This is a genomic window from Nocardia sp. CC213A, from assembly GCF_030766805.1.
Lineage (GTDB): Bacteria > Actinomycetota > Actinomycetes > Mycobacteriales > Mycobacteriaceae > Nocardia > Nocardia otitidiscaviarum.
Window position 1 is genome coordinate 462,408 of the sequence record NZ_JASFXA010000002.1, and the last position, 16,255, is coordinate 478,662.

Below are 16,255 nucleotides of genomic sequence, written 5' to 3' on the forward strand. Positions count from 1 at the left end.
AGAAGAAGAAAAGAAAGAACACACCATCCATGTCGCTGTACCGAATGACGGCCCGCCTCCGCACCGCCGTCGCCCTGTTCCTGCTCTCGCTGATCGCGGTGGTGGCGGGCTGTAGCAGTTCCGCCTCCGACGATGCGAGCGCATCCGGCACCCGCGAGGTGCGGACCGATCGCGGTGCGGTGAGCGTGCCCGCCGATCCGCAGCGCATCGTCGTGGTCAACGGATCGCTCGCCGGATACCTCTACGATCTGGGCGCCAAGGTCAAGGCCGCCGACCCGCGCGTACTCGGCGTGACCCTGAAGCCCGGTGAGTTCCCGGCCGCCTGGGCGGACGACGCCAAGGCGCAGGGCACCGAGGTGCTGCCCTCCGGCGACGACATCAACCTGGAGTTCATCGCCTCCCAGCAGCCGGATCTGATCATCGGCGGCGGCCAGGGCTACCCGGGCCAGCAGTCCATCGACGCCTACGACAAGCTCACCGCCATCGCCCCGACCGTGCTGGTGCCCTCGGATCTCACCAACTGGCAGGACCAGCTGAAGTCGGTCGCCGACGCGGTGAACCGGTCGGCCGAGGTCGAGGGGCTGATCAGCTCGTACAACGACAAGGTCGCCGAGGTGAAGTCCAGCATCAAGGTTCCGCAGGGAGCGGTGTCGGTCTTCCAGTCGCGCAAGGATCTCAAGCCCTCGGTCATCGCACCCAGTGGTCCGCTGGCTGCGCTGCTGACCGAGGTCGGCTTCACCATGGACGAACAGGTGGAGGCCAAGGCGGGCAACCCGACCCGACCCGCGGCCGCCGACTGGGTGTCGTTCAGCCCCGAGCTGACCAGCACCGTCGTCGACGCTCCCGTGCTGTTCGTCGTGCGGCTCGACGGCGGCCGCAGCATCGACGAACTGAAGCAGGATCCGATGCTGGGCACCCTCCCGGCCTTCCGGTCCGGCCAGGTCTACGATCTGCCCGCCACCAGCCAGCGCCCCGACTACCGCAATGTGATGGCCACCCTCGACCTGCTCGCGGAGCGCTTCCGGTGACAGTCGTCGGCGGCCTGCTCATCGATACCTCGCCCCTGCGCGCCAGCCGGGAGTTCCGCTGCGCCTTCGCGGCCCGGCTGGTATCGGTGCTGGGGATCGGGCTGCTCATGGTGGCCCTGCCCGTGCAGGTCTACCAGCTGACCGGCTCCTCGCTGCAGGTCGCCGGCGTCACCACGGTCACCGCGGTCGCCCTGTTCGCCGGAAGTCTGGCGGGCGGGGTGATCGCCGACCGCTACGACCGCCGCGACGTCATTCAGTGGTCGCGCACCGCGGCGGGACTCGGGTTCCTCGCGCTCGGCCTGAACGCCCTACTGCCGGAACCGTTCCTGGCCGTCATCTACGCCGCGGGCGTGGTGGACGGTCTGGCCGGTGGCGTCAGCGGCTCGGCGCTGATGGCGCTGGTCCCCATGCTGGTCGGCCGGGAGAAGGTGGCCGCCGCCGGTGCCCTCACCGCGCTGACCTCCGATCTGGGCACCATGGTCACCCCCGCCGTGGCCGGTCTACTGATCGCGAAAACCGGTGTGGGGCTGGCGTTCTTCCTGGCGGCCGGTGCGACCGTGGCCACGGTCGGCCTGATCCGCGCCATCGGACCGCAGCCGCCCCCGGCCCGCGAGATCCAGCACCCGCTGCGGGAGCTGGCCATCGGCATTCGGTTCGCGATGCGGCACCTCGCGATTCGCGCCGCACTGCTGACCGGGCTGATCGCCATGCTGGTGAGCGGCCCGCTGGTGCTGCTGCCCGCCCTGGCCGAACACGATCTCGACGCGGGCACGACCACGCTCGGCCTGCTCTACGCCGCCCCCGGTGCGGGCGCGGTGCTGGGCTCGCTCACCAGCGGCTGGATCGGGCGCAGCGCCCGGCCCGGCCGTGCCCTGCTGATCTCGCTGGCACTCATGCCGCTCGGCGTCATCGTGGCCGGACTGGCGCCGCACGCCGCCGTGGTCTTCCTCGGTCTCGCCGGATTCGGCCTGGCCCGCGCGGTGAACATGGTGCTGCGCTACACCGTGCTCCAGCAGCAGGCCCCCGAGGAGTTGCGCGGCCGGGTGTCCGGCCTGCTCATGGTGCAGGCCGTCACCGGCACCGCCGTCGGCTCCATGGTGGCCGGGTTGGTTGGCCAATTCTTCGCGCCCGGAACCGCTCTCGTGGTCTACGGGCTGTCCGTACTGGTACTCGGCGCGGTCACGGCCCTGGCCGCCGCGCCCCTGTTGGGAAAGGAGTAGCGCCCATGGATCGTGCCGCCTATGCCGAACGCATCACCGAGGTGCTGTCCGGCGAGCACGGAGCCAAGGTCGGCTATCCGATCGGATTGTGCGCGGTGGAGGTGAAACGCACCGTCACGGTGGGAGCCGGTCTGGTGCGCATCACCTTCGGCGGCGAGGAGCTGGCCGGTTTCCACAGCTATGTGCCGGATGAGCATGTGCGCCTTGTCTTTCCGGACGACGACGGGGTGCTGCGGCTGCCGAGGAAGGACGGCCTGTCCCTGGAATGGGGCCAACCGCGCCCGGTGTCGCGGGAGTACACGGTGCGCCGCTTCAGCGCCGCGGACCGGGAACTCGATATCGACTTCGCCATCCACCCCGGCGGTTTGGCCTCGGACTGGGCCCTGGCCGCCACACCGGGCACCCCCATGCATATCGCCGGGCCGCCCGGCGGCGTCGTGGTGCCGACGAACTATGACAAGTTCCTGCTGGCGGGCGATATCACCGCGCTGCCCGCCATCGCTCGCTGGCTGGAGTGGCTGCCGCGTGAGGCGGCCGGATGGGCCGTCATCGAGGTGGGCGGTCCGGACGAGGAGATCGACATCGACGCCCCGCTCGGCTTCGAGGTGCGGTGGGTGCACCGTGGCGATGCCGAACCGGGCACCGGGGACGCCTTCGAGAAGGCGGTCCGGGGTGTGGAAGTGCCTGCCGGGGAACGGGTGTACGTCTGGCTCGCCGGGGAGGCCGGCGTGCTGAAACCGCTGCGCCGCTGGGTGCGCACCGAGCTGGGGGTGGGACCGAAGGACAGCCTGATCGCCGGGTACTGGAAGCGCGGCGTGGCCGATTACGACCGAGACGAGTGAGGGATCATGACGAACGAGAACACCATCGTGGCCGAGCGCGCGCGCGTGATCGCCGATGTGGCGGCCGCGCTGGGCGTGGACCCCGCCGAGCTCACCGACGAGACCGATCTGCTCGATGCCGGACTGGATTCGGTGCGCATCATGTCGCTGGTGGAGAGGTGGCGCTCCGCCGGATTCGAGCACATCGACTTTCCCACGCTGGCCTCCGACCCCGTGCTGGGGTCCTGGATCGAAGCCCTGGGCTGATGCTCGCGTGCCCCGGCGCGCCGACCCGACCGCGACCGGCCGCCTCCGCGGTGCCGCACCCGGCGGCGGCCGACCGTGGCGGGATTCCGCCCGCGGCGGCGGTCGGCCGCACCGGGATGCCGGGGCCGGCGCTATCGAACCCGCTGTGCCCCGTCGGCCAGCAGCCGCCGCAGTTCCTTGCGACTGGTCTTGCCGACGCCCGTCTCCGGGAACTCGTCCACGACCACCACCGTGTCCGGCATCTTCCACGCCGCCACCCCGCGCTCGCGCACGAAGGCCCGCACGCTGGTCAGGGTGGGCCGGTCCGCCGGGTCGGTGGGCTGAACGAAGGCGGAGATGCGCTGTCCCAGCACCGGATCCGGGGTTCCGACGATGACCGCGTCCCGAATTCCCGGATGGGCCAGCAGATGCGCCTCCAACTCCTCGGCCGAGACCTTCTCGCCGCCGCGGTTCACCCAGTCCCCGGCCCGCCCCAGCACGTCCAGATTGCCGTCCGGGCGGATGCGTACCATATCGCCGGTGCGGTACCAGCCCTGCGCGGTGAAGCTGCGGGCATCGGCCTCGGGATTGTCGTAGTAGCCGCGAATCGTGTACGGGCCGTGGGTGATCAGATTTCCCGGCGCGCCGGGCGGCACCTCCGCGCCGGTGTCGTCCACGACCATGACGCGATCGTGTTCGGACATCGGGCGGCCCTGGGTGCTCACCACCACCTCGAGCGGATCGTCGAGCCGGGTGTAGCAGACCAGGCCCTCGGCCATGCCGAAGACCTGCTGCAGGGTCACGCCCAGCGCCGGACCCACCCGGCGCGCCAACTCCTCCTGGCAGCGGGCCCCGCCCACCTGCACCACCCGCAGGCTGGACAGGTCCGGGGTGTCGCCGCTCTCGGCCTTCTCCACCCACAGCCGGGCCAGCGGCGGCACCAGCCCGGTGATGGTCACCCCGAAGCGTTCGATGGCCCGGAAGGCCGTCGCGGGCGTGGGGTCCGGGGTCATGGCCACCGTGCCGCCCGCCCACAGCGCGCCCAGAATGCCGGGCGAGCTCATCGGGAAGTTGTGCGCCACCGGCAGGGTCGCGAGATAGACGGTGTCGGTGTCGAGTTCGCAGATCTCGGCACTGCGTCGCACGCTGTAGAGGTAGTCGTCGTGGGTGCGGGGAATGAGCTTCGGAATACCGGTGCTGCCGCCGGACAGTTGCAGGAAGGCGACATCGCTCGCCGCGGGCGCGGGCAGCTCACCGGGTTCGTCCCGCAAGGCCGCGATATCGTGCGCCCCCTCCGGCAGCGCGGCGTCCGCGTCGTCGGTGACCACGAGGATATGGCGCAGGGACGGCACCTGCGCGCGGACCGAATCCGCCAGCGCCACATAGTCGAAGCGCTGATGCACCCCGCTGGTGATGACGGCCGTGGCGGCGCTGGCCGTGGCGATCGGCACCAGTTCCGCCTGCCGATGCGCGGGCAGGCAGAACACCGGCAGCGCGCCGAGCCGGAAGAGCGCGAAGACCGCCTCCACGAATTCCGCGCGATTGGGCAGTTGTACGAGCACCCGATCGCGCGGGCGGATGCCGATCCGGGCCAGCCCGGTGGCCAGCGATCGGGAGCGGTGGTCGAGTTCGGCGTAGGTCCAGCGGTGCCGCTCGTCCACGACCGCGACGGCCGCTCCGGCGGTGGCCGCGCGGGCGGCGAGCACGTCGCCGAAGGTCTCTCCGGTCCAGCAGCCGAGTTCTCGATACCGTCGCGCCTCATCGGTCGGCCACGGGACGAAGCCGGGGAGAACGGTCGATGGCATTGGGGCACACCTTCTTTCACGGATTCTGTCGACACTCGCGCACACCGGGGAGCGGCACGCGCCCCCTATTCTTATCAGGTTAGGCTAACCTTATGCTCATGATCGATTCGGGTAAGCGCGCGGTCGTCGTGACCGGCGCGGCCGCGGGGATCGGAGCGGCCGTCGCCGCCGAACTCGCGAGCGGAGCGCAAGTGCTGGCGCTCTGGGACCGTGATCCGCGGGTGCACCAGGTGGCGCGCGAGATCGCCGACCGCACCGGCGGATCCGTGCACGCCGCCGAGGTGGATGTGGCCGACGCGACATCGGTGCGAGCCGCCTTCGACCGGTTCACCGGCGAGTTCGGCCCGGCCGACGTGCTGGTGCACGCCGCCGGAGTCATGGATTCCGGGACGGCACTGGATATCACGCCGGAGGTGTGGGACCGCAGCTTCGCAGTCAACGCCACCGGCACCATGCACGTCACCCAGCGGGCGGCCCGGGAGATGGTCACCGCCGGACGCGGCGCCATCGTGGTGGTCTCCTCCAACGCCGCGAGCACGCCCCGCGTCGGCATGGCCGCCTACTGCGCCGCCAAGGCCGCCGCCACCGCCTACACCCGCGCGCTCGCCCTCCAGGTCGCTCCGCACGGCGTCCGGGTGAACCTGGTCTCACCCGGCTCCACCGACACCGCCATGCTGCGCGGCCTGTACGCCGACGGCGACGACCACCCCCTCGACGATGCCGCCCACGCCGGTCTGCTGGCCGGTGATCCCGAGCAGTTCCGGCTCGGCATCCCGCTGCGCCGCATCGCGCGTCCCGCCGATATCGCCGCGGCCGTGCGCTTTCTGGTATCCGACGACGCTCGCCACATCACCCTGCACGATCTGCGGGTGGACGGCGGCGCGACCCTCGATATGTGACCCGAGAGGATGATCCCTATTTCCGCCACACCAGATACCGATTCGACCGACAGCGCGGACCCCGCCTTCGTGCTCGCCCGCCCCTACCGCACGGTGGTGGCGGGGCGCGGTGGCCGCGTCTTCCGATCCGCACACGATGCGGTGTCGGCGCTGCGCGCGGGCGAGGTCGGCCATATCGTCGGCGCGCTGCCCTTCGCGCCGGACGCCCCGGCGGCGCTGTGGGCGCCGGACTCGATCACCGTGACCGAATCCGGCTACGTACCCGACGCCGGTAGCCGTCCGGTCTTCGACTTCGAGGCCGCCGTTCCGGAGCCCGACACCCACGTGCGGCGGGTGGCCGCGGCGGTGCGGCTGCTGGCCGATGAGACGCATCCCATTCGAAAAGTGGTGCTGGCCCGGTCGATTCGCGCCCGTGCCGCCGTCGCGACGCGGGCGGTGGAGATCCTGGACCGCCTGGTGTCGACCGATCCCATGGGCAATGGTTTCCTGGTGGACCTGTCCGCCGCGGGCGCGCCGTACACCGGCAGGCATCTCGTCGGGTCGAGCCCGGAAATCCTGCTCCGACGCGACGGCACCGAGGTGCTCAGCCATCCGCTGGCCGGATCGGCACGGCGGATTCTCGACGACGAGCGGGCCGACCGGGTGGTGGCGGAGACACTGCTCGGCTCCTCGAAGGATCAGCACGAGCACCGCTATGTGGTCGACCAGGTCAGCGGCGTGCTGCGCGACCGCTGCGCCGAGGTGGTCGCGCCCGCCCCCGAACTCACCAGCACCCCCGAGATGTGGCATCTCGGCACCCCGATCACCGCCACGGTGCGCGCCGACGGCCCCTCCGCACTGGAGTTGGCGGCGGCCCTGCACCCCACCCCGGCCATCTGCGGTACCCCCACCGCCGAGGCGGCGCGGCTGATCGCCGAACTCGAGGGCGACCGCGGCTTCTACGCGGGCGCGGTGGGCTGGTGCGACGCCGCGGGCAATGGCGAGTGGATGGTCAGCATTCGCTGCGCCGAACTGGCCGCCGACGGTCTGAGCCTGCTGGCGCACGCGGGCGGCGGCATCGTGGCCGAATCCGATCCGGTGGCCGAATTGGCCGAGACCACCGGCAAATTCCAGCGCATCCTGGCTCCGCTCGGCATCGCGGACCTACCGCTCACCGTCGGCTGACCGCCACGCACACGACTTCGGGAGATCTCATGCCTATTCCGCCGATCGCGCCCTATCCGATGCCCACGCCCGAGGAGGTGACCGCCAATCAGGTGGAGTGGACCGTCGATCCGGCCCGCACCGCGCTGCTCATCCACGATATGCAGCAGTACTTCCTGGCCGCCTACGACACCGGGGCGGAACCGGCGCGCACCCTCATCGCCAATATCGCGCGACTGCGAAACCGCTGCCACGAGTTGGGGATTCCGGTCATCTACACCATGCAGCCGGGCGACCAGCATCCGTCCCGCCGCGGCATCCTCGCCGACTTCTGGGGCACCGGCATGTCGCACGGCCCCGAGACCGAGGTGATCGCCGAACTGCGCCCCGACGACCGCGACATCCAGGTCACCAAATGGCGCTACTCCGCCTTCCAGCGCACCGACCTGCGCGAACTGCTCGGCTACTACAACCGCGACCATCTCCTGGTCACCGGCGTCTACGCCCATATGGGCTGCATGCTCAGCGCCGCCGAAGCCTTCATGAGCGATGTGCGGCCCTTCCTGGCCCTGGACGCCACGGCGGATTTCAGCCGCGAGGAGCACCTGATGGCCCTGAACTACACCGCCCGCCGCTGCGGCGCGGTGTCGACCACCGCCGAGCTGCTGCGCCAACTCGACGGTGCGTCGGTGCCCGCGCGGCGCGCGTCATGAGAGGGTGACGGACCGGCCGGACCGCCCCGGCCGGGAGCGCTGCGGCGGGATCGGCCGGAGCGTCAGTCCGCGGGGCAGGGTGTGCCGCGATAGGGCAGGCCGAGCGCCCGGTGCACCAGATAGGACACAGCGGGGGATTCGGGGAGGATGCCGTGGTGGTGGGTGTCGGTCGGGCAGACGTCCTGCACCCAGACATTGGTGACGGTGGCGCGCGGTCCGGCGCGCAGGAAGGTGGCCTCCGGCGGAGTGACCACGCGGTCCACCCGGCTGGCGATGGCGGTGTAGGCGACACCGGGTTCGGTGTCACCGGCGGCGTTGAGCGTGGCCAGGAACTCGCTGTCGATGAGCTGCTGCGCTGCCGCGGTCCCCAGCACCCGGGCGATCAGGCTGTCGGCCACCGCACCGGCGCTGCCGGAGGGCAGCAGGTAGCGCAGGCCTTCGGCGGTGGTGCCGTGATGGGTGGCGGCGATGCTGATCAGACGCCGAATGCTGGTGCGGCTCGGGTCTTCTCGATGCGCACCGCCCTCGAAGCGCAGATACTGCCGAACCAGGGGGCCGCCCTGGGAGTGCGCCACCACATCGACCTTCGCCGCGCCGGTGGCGGTGCGCACCCGGTCGACGAAGGCCGCCAGCTCCTTGGCGGAGGTGCGCATATCCGCCGTCCCGAAGACGCCCGGGGCCGTGCCGCGCAGGCTGGCGGCGGCGTGACCGTAGTTGAGCGTGAACACGCAGACGCCGTGTGTCTTCAGCACGGGAGCCAGTGTGTCCCAGGAGTTCTGGTTGCCCCAGGTGCCGTGCACCAGCAGCACCGGTTCCGGGTGCGCCGCCGTGGGCGTACAGCTCCAGTCGTTCGCGCCGACCGGTGCGCGGCCCCCGTCGTGTGCGGATGCGGGCGCGCTCGTGAGCGCGAGGGTCGCGATCGCCGCGAGCAGTGTGATTCCGCAATGGCACCAGCGTTTCTCGCGCGCAGGCATCCGGCGCAGCCCCTTTCGCCAGCACAGTGTTTCGGGTGGGCAGCGTTCGGTGTGCGGGATGCCAAACCATCAGGTCGTGGGCTCATGGAACCACTAGGGCTACCGGTCGGCAATCTTCACGCCGGTGTGGCGCGGGCGATTTTTCCGGTAGTTTGCCCACCATGGCGCTACCGTCCGAGTTCCTGGCCGTCGCCGAGCGCGTGAACAATTGGGGGCGTTGGGGTTCCGACGACGAGATCGGCACGCTCAACCTGATCACCGACGAGGTGGTGCGGGCCGCGGCCGCGACGGTGCGGACGGGACGGCGGGTGCCGCTGGCGGTGCCGTTGCGCCAGCAGGGGATCCAGACCGGGCTGATTCCCGGCCGGGTGAACCCGCTGCACACCATGCTCGCGGTCAACTGGGAGATGTTCGGCCCCGACACCATCGCCACCAGCGACGACGCGGTGACCATGGGATTGCAGGCCGGAACGCACTGGGATGCGCTGACCCACATCTCCTACCACGGCCGCATCTACAACGGACGCCCCGCCGACAGCATCACCGCCCACCACGGCTGCGCCTTCAGCGGCATCGAGAAGGCGCGCCACATCGTGTCGCGCGGTGTGCTGCTGGATGTGGCGGCCGCCCACGGCGTCGCGAGCCTGCCGTCGAATCACGCTGTCACACCGGAGGATCTGACGGCGGCCGAGGATTTCGGGGGAGTGCGGGTGCGGGCCGGGGATGTGGTGCTGGTGCGCACCGGACAGCTGCGGCTCTTTCTCGCCGGTGACCGCGACGCCTACGCCATGCCCTCGCCCGGACTGTCGATTCGATGCCCGGAATGGTTCCACGCGCGCGATGTCGCGGCCGTCGCCAACGACACGCTGGTCTTCGAGATCTTCCCGCCGGAGATCGAGAACCTCTTCCTGGCGGTGCACGCGCTGCACCTGGTCGACATGGGCATGCTGCAGGGGCAGAACTGGAATCTCGAGGAACTGTCGGCGGTGTGCGCGGAGGAACGGCGATACGAGTTTCTGCTGTCCGCCATGCCGGAACCCTTCGTGGGGGCGACCGGAACACCGGTCGCCCCGGCCGCCATTCTCTAGCTATGGATCAGCTACCGTCGGACCGGGTCGGCGGCGGCCCGCACAGGCGATAGGAGGCTGATTCATGGGCGCGCTGCGTCGGGCACTGATCGGATCCGCGGTCGCCCTGCTGGCCACGGCGGCACCGGCCACCGCCGCACCCGCCGCGACGCCCGGCGGCCTCATCGACGTCATCGCCCAACCGGCGGGCTGGCGCGGCATGGCCCAGGGGGCGGTGATCGACTACTGGATGACCGGATCGCAGGGCGAACCGGTCCCCGCCAGCGGCGCACTGTTCGTTCCCGCCGGACCGCCGCCGCCGGACGGCTGGCCGATCATGGTGTACGACCACGGCACCAGCGGTCTCGGGCCGAACTGCGGCGGACAGACCACCCCGGACGCCGACGACCTGTGGCCGCTGTTTCGCGACCTGGTGGCCCGGGGGGTGGCCGTGGTGGCCCCCGACTATCTGGGCCTGGGGCGCTTCGACACCGGCACGCACCCCTACCTGGAGATCCGCACCGAAGCCACCGCGGCCATCGATCTGGTGCGGGCCGCGCGGGCGGCGAATCCGGGTCTCTCCCGCACCTGGGCGGTCTTCGGGGAATCACAGGGCGGCCAGGCGGCCTTGGGCGCGGCCCACCTCCAGGCCACCTACGCTCCCGAACTCGACTTCCGCGGCACCATCGCCCTCGATCCGGAATCCGATGTGGAGAAGGTCGCACCCCTGATGGGTCCGTGGGTACCGAACGCCCGCGCGCTCGACAAGATCACCGATTTCTCCGCCTACATTCTCGCCGGATTGCGGGCCGCCCGACCGGATTTCGACGTGAACCACTACCTCAGCCCCACCGGTCGCGCGGTGCTCGACAGTATCGGTGGGCTGTGCTCGGCGCAGATCGCCGAGCGCCTGGCCGGACTGTCCCTCGGCGACCTGCTGGCCCAGCCGCTGGTGGACGACCGATTCCGCAGCACGCTCACCGGCTACATGGAGGTACCCGTCGCCGGGTACGACCGCCCGATCCTGTTGCTGGTCAACGCTACCGACACCACGGTGCCCTCCCCGCTGCACGCCGCCCTGATGGCTCAGTTCGCCGCGCACGGCGTGGACTTCCGGACCGTCCTCGGCCTCGGCGCGCACACCGATATGAACGCGGCGATGCACGAGGCCACCGCCGCGTTCATCGCCCGGATCTTCGCGGCGCCCGCCGTCTCCTGACCGAATGCGGGGTGTGCCCCCCAACCCCGGATCTTCGCCGACCCCGCCGCGCTCCGGCCCGTGTGCGGGGCATCTGCCACACCTCTGTCAAGGAGGGTTGCCACGGGTGGTTTGGGCCGCTGCGCGGGTGGGCACCTGATCGGGAATGGACGTAGTCAAGGATCTCGACATCCGCACCGCCACCGTCCGGGGCGACTCCGGTGCGGGACTCGGCGCGCACCGGAACACCTATGTCGCCGTGCGGCCGCCCACCCGGCGGCACGCGCTCGAGGTCATGGGCCTGCTGCTCTGCGGGACGGTCGCGGCGATCGGCGCGGCCACCGGTGCGGCGGTCCTGGTCATTCCCGGCCTCGCGGGCGCGCTCATGCTCGGCGTGCGCCTGCTGTGCGAGCTGACGCGGCTGGCCTATCTGAACGGACGCGACCGCGACACCCGGCTGGAGCTGTACGACGGCGGCTGCGTGGCCGTGGTCGGCGGCCGCGCACGGACCATCCGATACGACACCGCCACGGTGCGGCGGGCGGTGACCGAGGACGCCGACCGCCACGCGCCCGACCGGACCGCGCACCCGTACACGGTGACCGACACCGGCGGCGATCCGATCGTGCTGCGGCAGACCATCGACCATCCGGAACAGTGGGGTCCGGAGATCGACCGCGCCGTCACCGAGGCGCAACTGCCCCGGGCGCTGGCCGTCCTGGAGTCGGGCGGACGCCTCGACTTCGCGCCCTTCTGGATGACGTCCACCGAGATCGGTGTGGAGCACCGCTCGGTGTCGTGGGCCCGGGTCAGCGGCATCGTGGTGCACAAGGACTGGGTCTCGGTGCGCATCCGCGGGGAATCGCTGCCGCTGGAATCACTGCCCGCGAACGTGATCGGGAACTTCACGCTGTTCCGCACGGTCGCCGAGCGGATGCGGTCGGCGACCGCAGCACGGGCCTGACCGGTAGCGCGGCATAGCCGCCTGGCACGATCGCGTTCATCCGCTACCGAGGCGGCCCGGACCGGAATACCTCGTCGTCGCCGCCAACCGGCCCGTGTCCCGCCTTCAGCGGCATGGTGCGGGCATCGCCCCGGAGTGGGCCGTCACCGGCTCCGAATCGTTGTGGGTGCCAGGGGTGTGCCGACACACATTCTGAACTCGAAGGACAATCCGGCGCTGGTAGGCGTTTGACGACGCCCGCGAGAGCCGCGCGGGCGCCCGGGGGCGAATCCCACAGCGGGTCAAGTCAACTTGACCGCTTCCGCCGGACGTGACACCGCCGGAGCGCAGGTGGCGGGGGTGCGGTACCGGAGTGTCGCGACGGGACGCGCGCATCCGGTGAGCAATTCCTCGGAATCGGTTGCTCTAAAACTGCTGTGCTGTCAGGATATCTCGCACGTGACCGCTTCCGATCAGGGTGTGGTCGCGATGTATTCCCTTTTGCGAGAACAGTATTCATCGGCGTGTGTCCAATTTCAGGAGTTAGGCCATGACTGCGGGGATCTTCTCCGATACGGGGAAATTTCTCGCCCTGGGGCGAGAGACCGCTCGGGAGCTACTTCTCGAATTATCCGATGGAGCAAAGGAATCGCGGACGGGAGTATTACGTGTCACCGGAGATCCGGGAGGTGATTTCCATATCGTCCGCGGCCGGATAGTCATCGTCGATTCGCCCGGTGCGCCGGGCGTCGGCGATCTGCTGGCCCGCCCCGGACGGCCCTCCTCCGGTGTCGCGGAAATGCGGGTGGTGGCGATGATGGCGGCGCTGGACGGGGCGTTCGCCATAGCCGCGGGCTGGCTCGGCAGCTGCTACTGGCAGGAGCCGATCGAACCGCCACCACCCGTCTTCGCGCCGCCCACACCCGGTATCGAGCCCGGCTGGCTGCTGTTCGAGACCGACCGGCGATTGCGCGCCCTCGCACACGCCGGGGTGTCACCGCATCGAAACCACTTGGCGCTCACCGATCGCGGACGCACCCTACTGGCCGGGGCCGTACCGAATCCGCGTGCGGAGATCCTGCTGTGGGTGAACGGCCGCCGTAGCTGCCGCGATATCGCCATGCAGCTCTGCCGCGGTCTCTACCCGGTCACCGTGGAGGTCTCCCGCATGCTCGGCGACGACATCCTCGCGATCACCCCGCCGCAGCGGGCGATCCCCGAGCCACCGCGCACGCCCTCGGGCCGCTCCCTGCTGCCGCGTCGCCGCCGCGGAGCCAGCGGCATCAACGACACCCTCCGACCACCTCCGCCGCGCGCCCGGATCGGCCAACAGCTCATCCCCGTCGCGCGGGAACCAGAAAGGAAGCCATGAATACCTCCAACCCCGCCGCGCAAGGAAGCCTCTCCGATCGAATCGCGATTCTCGTGAAGGTGATGCGCTCCGAGGTACCCGAATGCATCGCCGCCGGCGCCATCGATATGGCGACGGGCATGCTGCTCGCGGTCGAAACCGTCGATAATCACCCCCAGGAAGTTCTCGATCTCCTCGCCGCCGCCACCCTGGAAATTTTCCAGGGCCGCAATGTGACCATGATCGAAGACATTTGGAAGGAACGCCGCGGCGTACGAACCGACCGCCACTATTTCCAGGAGATCCTGGTCAACAGCGACAACCTCACCCACCTGTTCATCCGCACCGAAAGCCGAGACGACGTGGTCGTCGTAGCCGTCTGCCGCAAAACCGTCAATGTCGGCATGCTCTTCGCCCAGGCCCGCCGAGTCCTGAAAGATACCGGCCGCCTTTAATCTTTCGCAGGGCAATTACTCAGCTACCCACCTTCCCCACACCTCCGGGTGCCGCTGCTCAGGCGTCGGACCGCCACCGCACGCCCGGCCCCGGACGCACTCCCGGCCGCCCGCCTCACAGCGGCCGGGAGTGCCCCCTCCCACCCGATTTGCCCCCACACCCCCACCCCGTGTAATTTTCATCCGCGCACTCGGAGCACTCCGAGAGCAAACACTCGGGGCTATGGCGCAGCTGGTAGCGCACCACACTGGCAGTGTGGGGGTCAGGGGTTCGAGTCCCCTTAGCTCCACCACAGGTGGCATTGCACGAACCGACTCCTAGGCCACACCGTCCCGGTCGCGGCCCTGACCGCCCGCGAAGTAGACGTCCTCGATCCGGTTGCGGTGAGCTATCCGCCGCTTCGCGAAATCTCCAGCCGCTCAGACCAGTCCGTGCTCGTGGGCGAAGACCACGATCTGTACGCGGTCGCGCAGGCCGAGTTTTCGCAGGATCGCGCCGACATGGCTCTTCACGGTGGACTCACCGGCGTACAGGAGTTGGGCTATCTCGAGGTTGGAGTGTCCTTTCGCGACCGCGGTGAACACCTCCTGTTCCTTCTCTGTCAGACCGGTGTAGGCCGCTGGAACGGGGGTGCGGGAGCGGAATTGGCCATCGAGCAGGATGGCGAGGTCGTGTGGGGCGAGTACGGCGTTGCCGGTGTGGACCGTGCGGACGGCCTCACACAGCATGCGGGGATTGGTGTCCTTGAGCAGGAAACCGCTGGCGCCGTAGCGAATCGCGGTCGCGGCCCGGTCGTCGAGGTTGAAGGTGGTCAGCACCAGCACGCGCAGGGGTTTGGTGCGGCGGGCGGCGCGTTCGGGGGAGAAGAGCTGGCGGGTTGCCTCCACGCCATCCATTTCCGGCATACGGATATCCATCAGGACGACATCCGGCTCGAGTTCGTCGACCAGGCGCAGCGCGTCGAATCCGTCGGCCGCGTGCCCGGCGACCCGCATACCCGGCTGGGCGTCGATGATCACCGCGACGCCGGTGCGGAACAGCTCCTGGTCATCGACCAGGAGTACCCGGATGTCATCGTCGCCGCTCACGGTGGTTTCGCTGGCAGGCTTACTCACGGGGCGAGCCTACGCAAGGGAACCCGGGCGATGACGGTGAAGCGGGGCGTGTTCGGTTCACCGGTGTGCTGATCGCCCCGCGGGCGAATATCGAGCCGCCCGCCCACCGCCTCGACCCGCCGCCGCATTCCTTCGAGTCCCCGTCCATCCGCGCTCGTTTGCGCGGCATCCCCGGGGGTGCGGGAGTTGGTTGTTGCGATCCGCAATTCCTCAGAGGTCCAATGTAATTCGACAGAAACCGGCGTGGCTCGGCTGCCGTGCCGCATCGCATTGGTCAGCATTTCCTGCAGCACACGGTAGGCGACCGTGGCCAATTCGGGAGCCAGTGTCCGGGCGTTCCCGATTTCGTCGAAGGTGATCTCGTGCCCGCTGGCACGCACCCCCTCCACCAGGGTGAGCAGCTCGCCCGGTCCGGCATCCGGCGGTTCGGTCGAGGTGAGGACCTGGCGCACATCCTGCAGTGACGAGCGCGCCAGCTTCGCGATCGCGGCCATCGACACCCGCAGCGCATCGGTATCGGCGATGAACTGCGCCGATTCGGCCTGCGCGAGAATCACCGCCAGCGAATGTCCGACCACATCGTGCACATCTCGGGCGAGCTGGGCCTGCCCTTCACGCAGCCGCGCGATCTGTTTGGCCTGCACGCTCTCCTGGTGAGCCAGCTCGGCATCCGCCTCGGCCGTGCGCTGCGCGGCGTGGGAGTGCGTCGCGCGGTCGGAGTAGCGCCGCAGCGCCAGCCCGGCCAGCCAGGAGCCGCCGAAGAGCGTGGTGATCAGGAGCGCAACGTAGACGCCCGAGTTCACCGCCATCGTCCCGAACACCGGAATCGACAGCGCACCCGCCACCTTGGTGGCCGTACCACCCCAGTGCGCGGTACCGAATATCACCGCAGCCCAAGCCATCTCGACCAACAGCACCGGAACTCCCGCGGCCAGCTGAAATGCGAAGGTCAGCCACACCACGGCCAGCGCGGCAGCGGGCCACCGCCGAGTGAGCCCAACCGCCGCCGCGGTGGCGACGACGACGGGCACCACACTGCCGCGATTGGGGAACACGTCGAAGCGGACACTGAGCCACAGCTCGACAATTCCGCCGATGAGCACAACCAGCGCAGCCGTCCCCGCTGGGATCCAGTCACGCCGGCCCTCTCGGATGGCCCTCACCCGACCTCCTGGTAGCGCGGAAGAGATATTCGCAGGCAATCGAACCACGGACGGCGAGGTCCGGTTCCACACCAGCACGGTCGTTTCGCGTGGTGCGGATCGGACCTCCCAAC

At 69.8% G+C, this 16,255-nt stretch carries 16 protein-coding genes and 1 tRNA gene; 13 read left to right on the forward strand and 4 right to left on the reverse strand.

Translation table 11 applies throughout. The features are described 5' to 3' along the window. Positions 1-29: 29 nt before the first annotated feature. Genes QJS31_RS05235 through QJS31_RS05250 form a run of 4 tightly spaced genes read left to right on the forward strand, consistent with a single transcriptional unit; the run spans position 30 to position 3,336 of the window. The gene (locus tag QJS31_RS05235; protein WP_306356047.1) at positions 30-1,028 is read left to right on the forward strand and encodes an ABC transporter substrate-binding protein; all 999 of its coding nucleotides are present in this window, start codon (positions 30-32) and stop codon (positions 1,026-1,028) included. Continuing rightward, complete coding sequence (gene entS, locus QJS31_RS05240; protein ID WP_306356048.1) at positions 1,025-2,248, forward strand: enterobactin transporter EntS; 1,224 nt, start codon at positions 1,025-1,027, stop codon at positions 2,246-2,248. Before QJS31_RS05235 ends, entS begins: the two co-directional genes overlap by 4 nt. Positions 2,249-2,253: 5 nt before the next feature. Beyond that, positions 2,254-3,090 (forward strand): siderophore-interacting protein, encoded by an 837-nt coding sequence (locus QJS31_RS05245; protein ID WP_306356049.1) that lies wholly within the window; start codon positions 2,254-2,256, stop codon positions 3,088-3,090. Between the two features lie 6 nt (positions 3,091-3,096). Continuing rightward, positions 3,097-3,336, forward strand: a complete 240-nt coding sequence (locus QJS31_RS05250) for a phosphopantetheine-binding protein (protein ID WP_282781345.1) — start codon at positions 3,097-3,099, stop codon at positions 3,334-3,336. Between the two features lie 131 nt (positions 3,337-3,467). Here the strand turns inward: QJS31_RS05250 and QJS31_RS05255 are convergent, their stop codons facing one another. Next, positions 3,468-5,120, reverse strand: a complete 1,653-nt coding sequence (locus tag QJS31_RS05255) for a (2,3-dihydroxybenzoyl)adenylate synthase (protein WP_306356050.1) — start codon at positions 5,118-5,120, stop codon at positions 3,468-3,470. A 92-nt stretch (positions 5,121-5,212) separates the two neighbouring features. On the opposite strand from QJS31_RS05255, the gene QJS31_RS05260 reads away from it, so the two are divergent. Genes QJS31_RS05260 through QJS31_RS05270 form a run of 3 tightly spaced genes read left to right on the forward strand, consistent with a single transcriptional unit; the run spans position 5,213 to position 7,875 of the window. Continuing rightward, positions 5,213-6,019 (forward strand): SDR family oxidoreductase, encoded by an 807-nt coding sequence (locus QJS31_RS05260; RefSeq protein ID WP_282785173.1) that lies wholly within the window; start codon positions 5,213-5,215, stop codon positions 6,017-6,019. Between the two features lie 9 nt (positions 6,020-6,028). Next, positions 6,029-7,183: an isochorismate synthase MenF gene (locus tag QJS31_RS05265; protein ID WP_282785174.1), complete on the forward strand. Its 1,155-nt coding sequence runs from the start codon at positions 6,029-6,031 to the stop codon at positions 7,181-7,183. Between the two features lie 29 nt (positions 7,184-7,212). Then, positions 7,213-7,875 (forward strand): isochorismatase family protein, encoded by a 663-nt coding sequence (locus QJS31_RS05270; protein WP_282785175.1) that lies wholly within the window; start codon positions 7,213-7,215, stop codon positions 7,873-7,875. A 62-nt stretch (positions 7,876-7,937) separates the two neighbouring features. On the opposite strand, the gene QJS31_RS05275 is transcribed toward QJS31_RS05270, so the two are convergent. Beyond that, entirely contained in the window at positions 7,938-8,849 is a 912-nt protein-coding gene (locus tag QJS31_RS05275; protein ID WP_282785176.1) for a triacylglycerol lipase, read from the reverse strand. 161 nt (positions 8,850-9,010) lie between these two features. Between QJS31_RS05275 and QJS31_RS05280 the strand changes: the two genes are divergently transcribed. From QJS31_RS05280 to QJS31_RS05305, 6 genes are all read left to right on the forward strand, one after another. Continuing rightward, positions 9,011-9,937, forward strand: a complete 927-nt coding sequence (locus tag QJS31_RS05280) for a cyclase family protein (protein ID WP_306356051.1) — start codon at positions 9,011-9,013, stop codon at positions 9,935-9,937. A gap of 64 nt (positions 9,938-10,001) precedes the next feature. Continuing rightward, positions 10,002-11,135, forward strand: a complete 1,134-nt coding sequence (locus QJS31_RS05285; RefSeq protein WP_306356052.1) for a lipase family protein — start codon at positions 10,002-10,004, stop codon at positions 11,133-11,135. Positions 11,136-11,280: 145 nt separating this feature from the next. Further along, positions 11,281-12,078: a DUF6585 family protein gene (locus tag QJS31_RS05290; protein WP_306356053.1), complete on the forward strand. Its 798-nt coding sequence runs from the start codon at positions 11,281-11,283 to the stop codon at positions 12,076-12,078. Positions 12,079-12,607: 529 nt separating this feature from the next. Then, a complete protein-coding gene (locus QJS31_RS05295; RefSeq protein ID WP_306356054.1) occupies positions 12,608-13,429 on the forward strand; it encodes a hypothetical protein in 822 nt (273 codons plus the stop codon). After that, positions 13,426-13,863 (forward strand): hypothetical protein, encoded by a 438-nt coding sequence (locus QJS31_RS05300; protein WP_282786371.1) that lies wholly within the window; start codon positions 13,426-13,428, stop codon positions 13,861-13,863. Before QJS31_RS05295 ends, QJS31_RS05300 begins: the two co-directional genes overlap by 4 nt. A gap of 217 nt (positions 13,864-14,080) precedes the next feature. Further along, a tRNA-Ala gene (locus QJS31_RS05305) sits at positions 14,081-14,156 on the forward strand. Positions 14,157-14,283: 127 nt separating this feature from the next. Here the strand turns inward: QJS31_RS05305 and QJS31_RS05310 are convergent. Continuing rightward, positions 14,284-14,979 (reverse strand): response regulator transcription factor, encoded by a 696-nt coding sequence (locus QJS31_RS05310; RefSeq protein WP_282784127.1) that lies wholly within the window; start codon positions 14,977-14,979, stop codon positions 14,284-14,286. After that, complete coding sequence (locus tag QJS31_RS05315; protein ID WP_306356055.1) at positions 14,976-16,142, reverse strand: sensor histidine kinase; 1,167 nt, start codon at positions 16,140-16,142, stop codon at positions 14,976-14,978. The genes QJS31_RS05310 and QJS31_RS05315 overlap by 4 nt, the downstream gene beginning before the upstream one ends. Between the last annotated feature and the right edge of the window lie 113 nt (positions 16,143-16,255).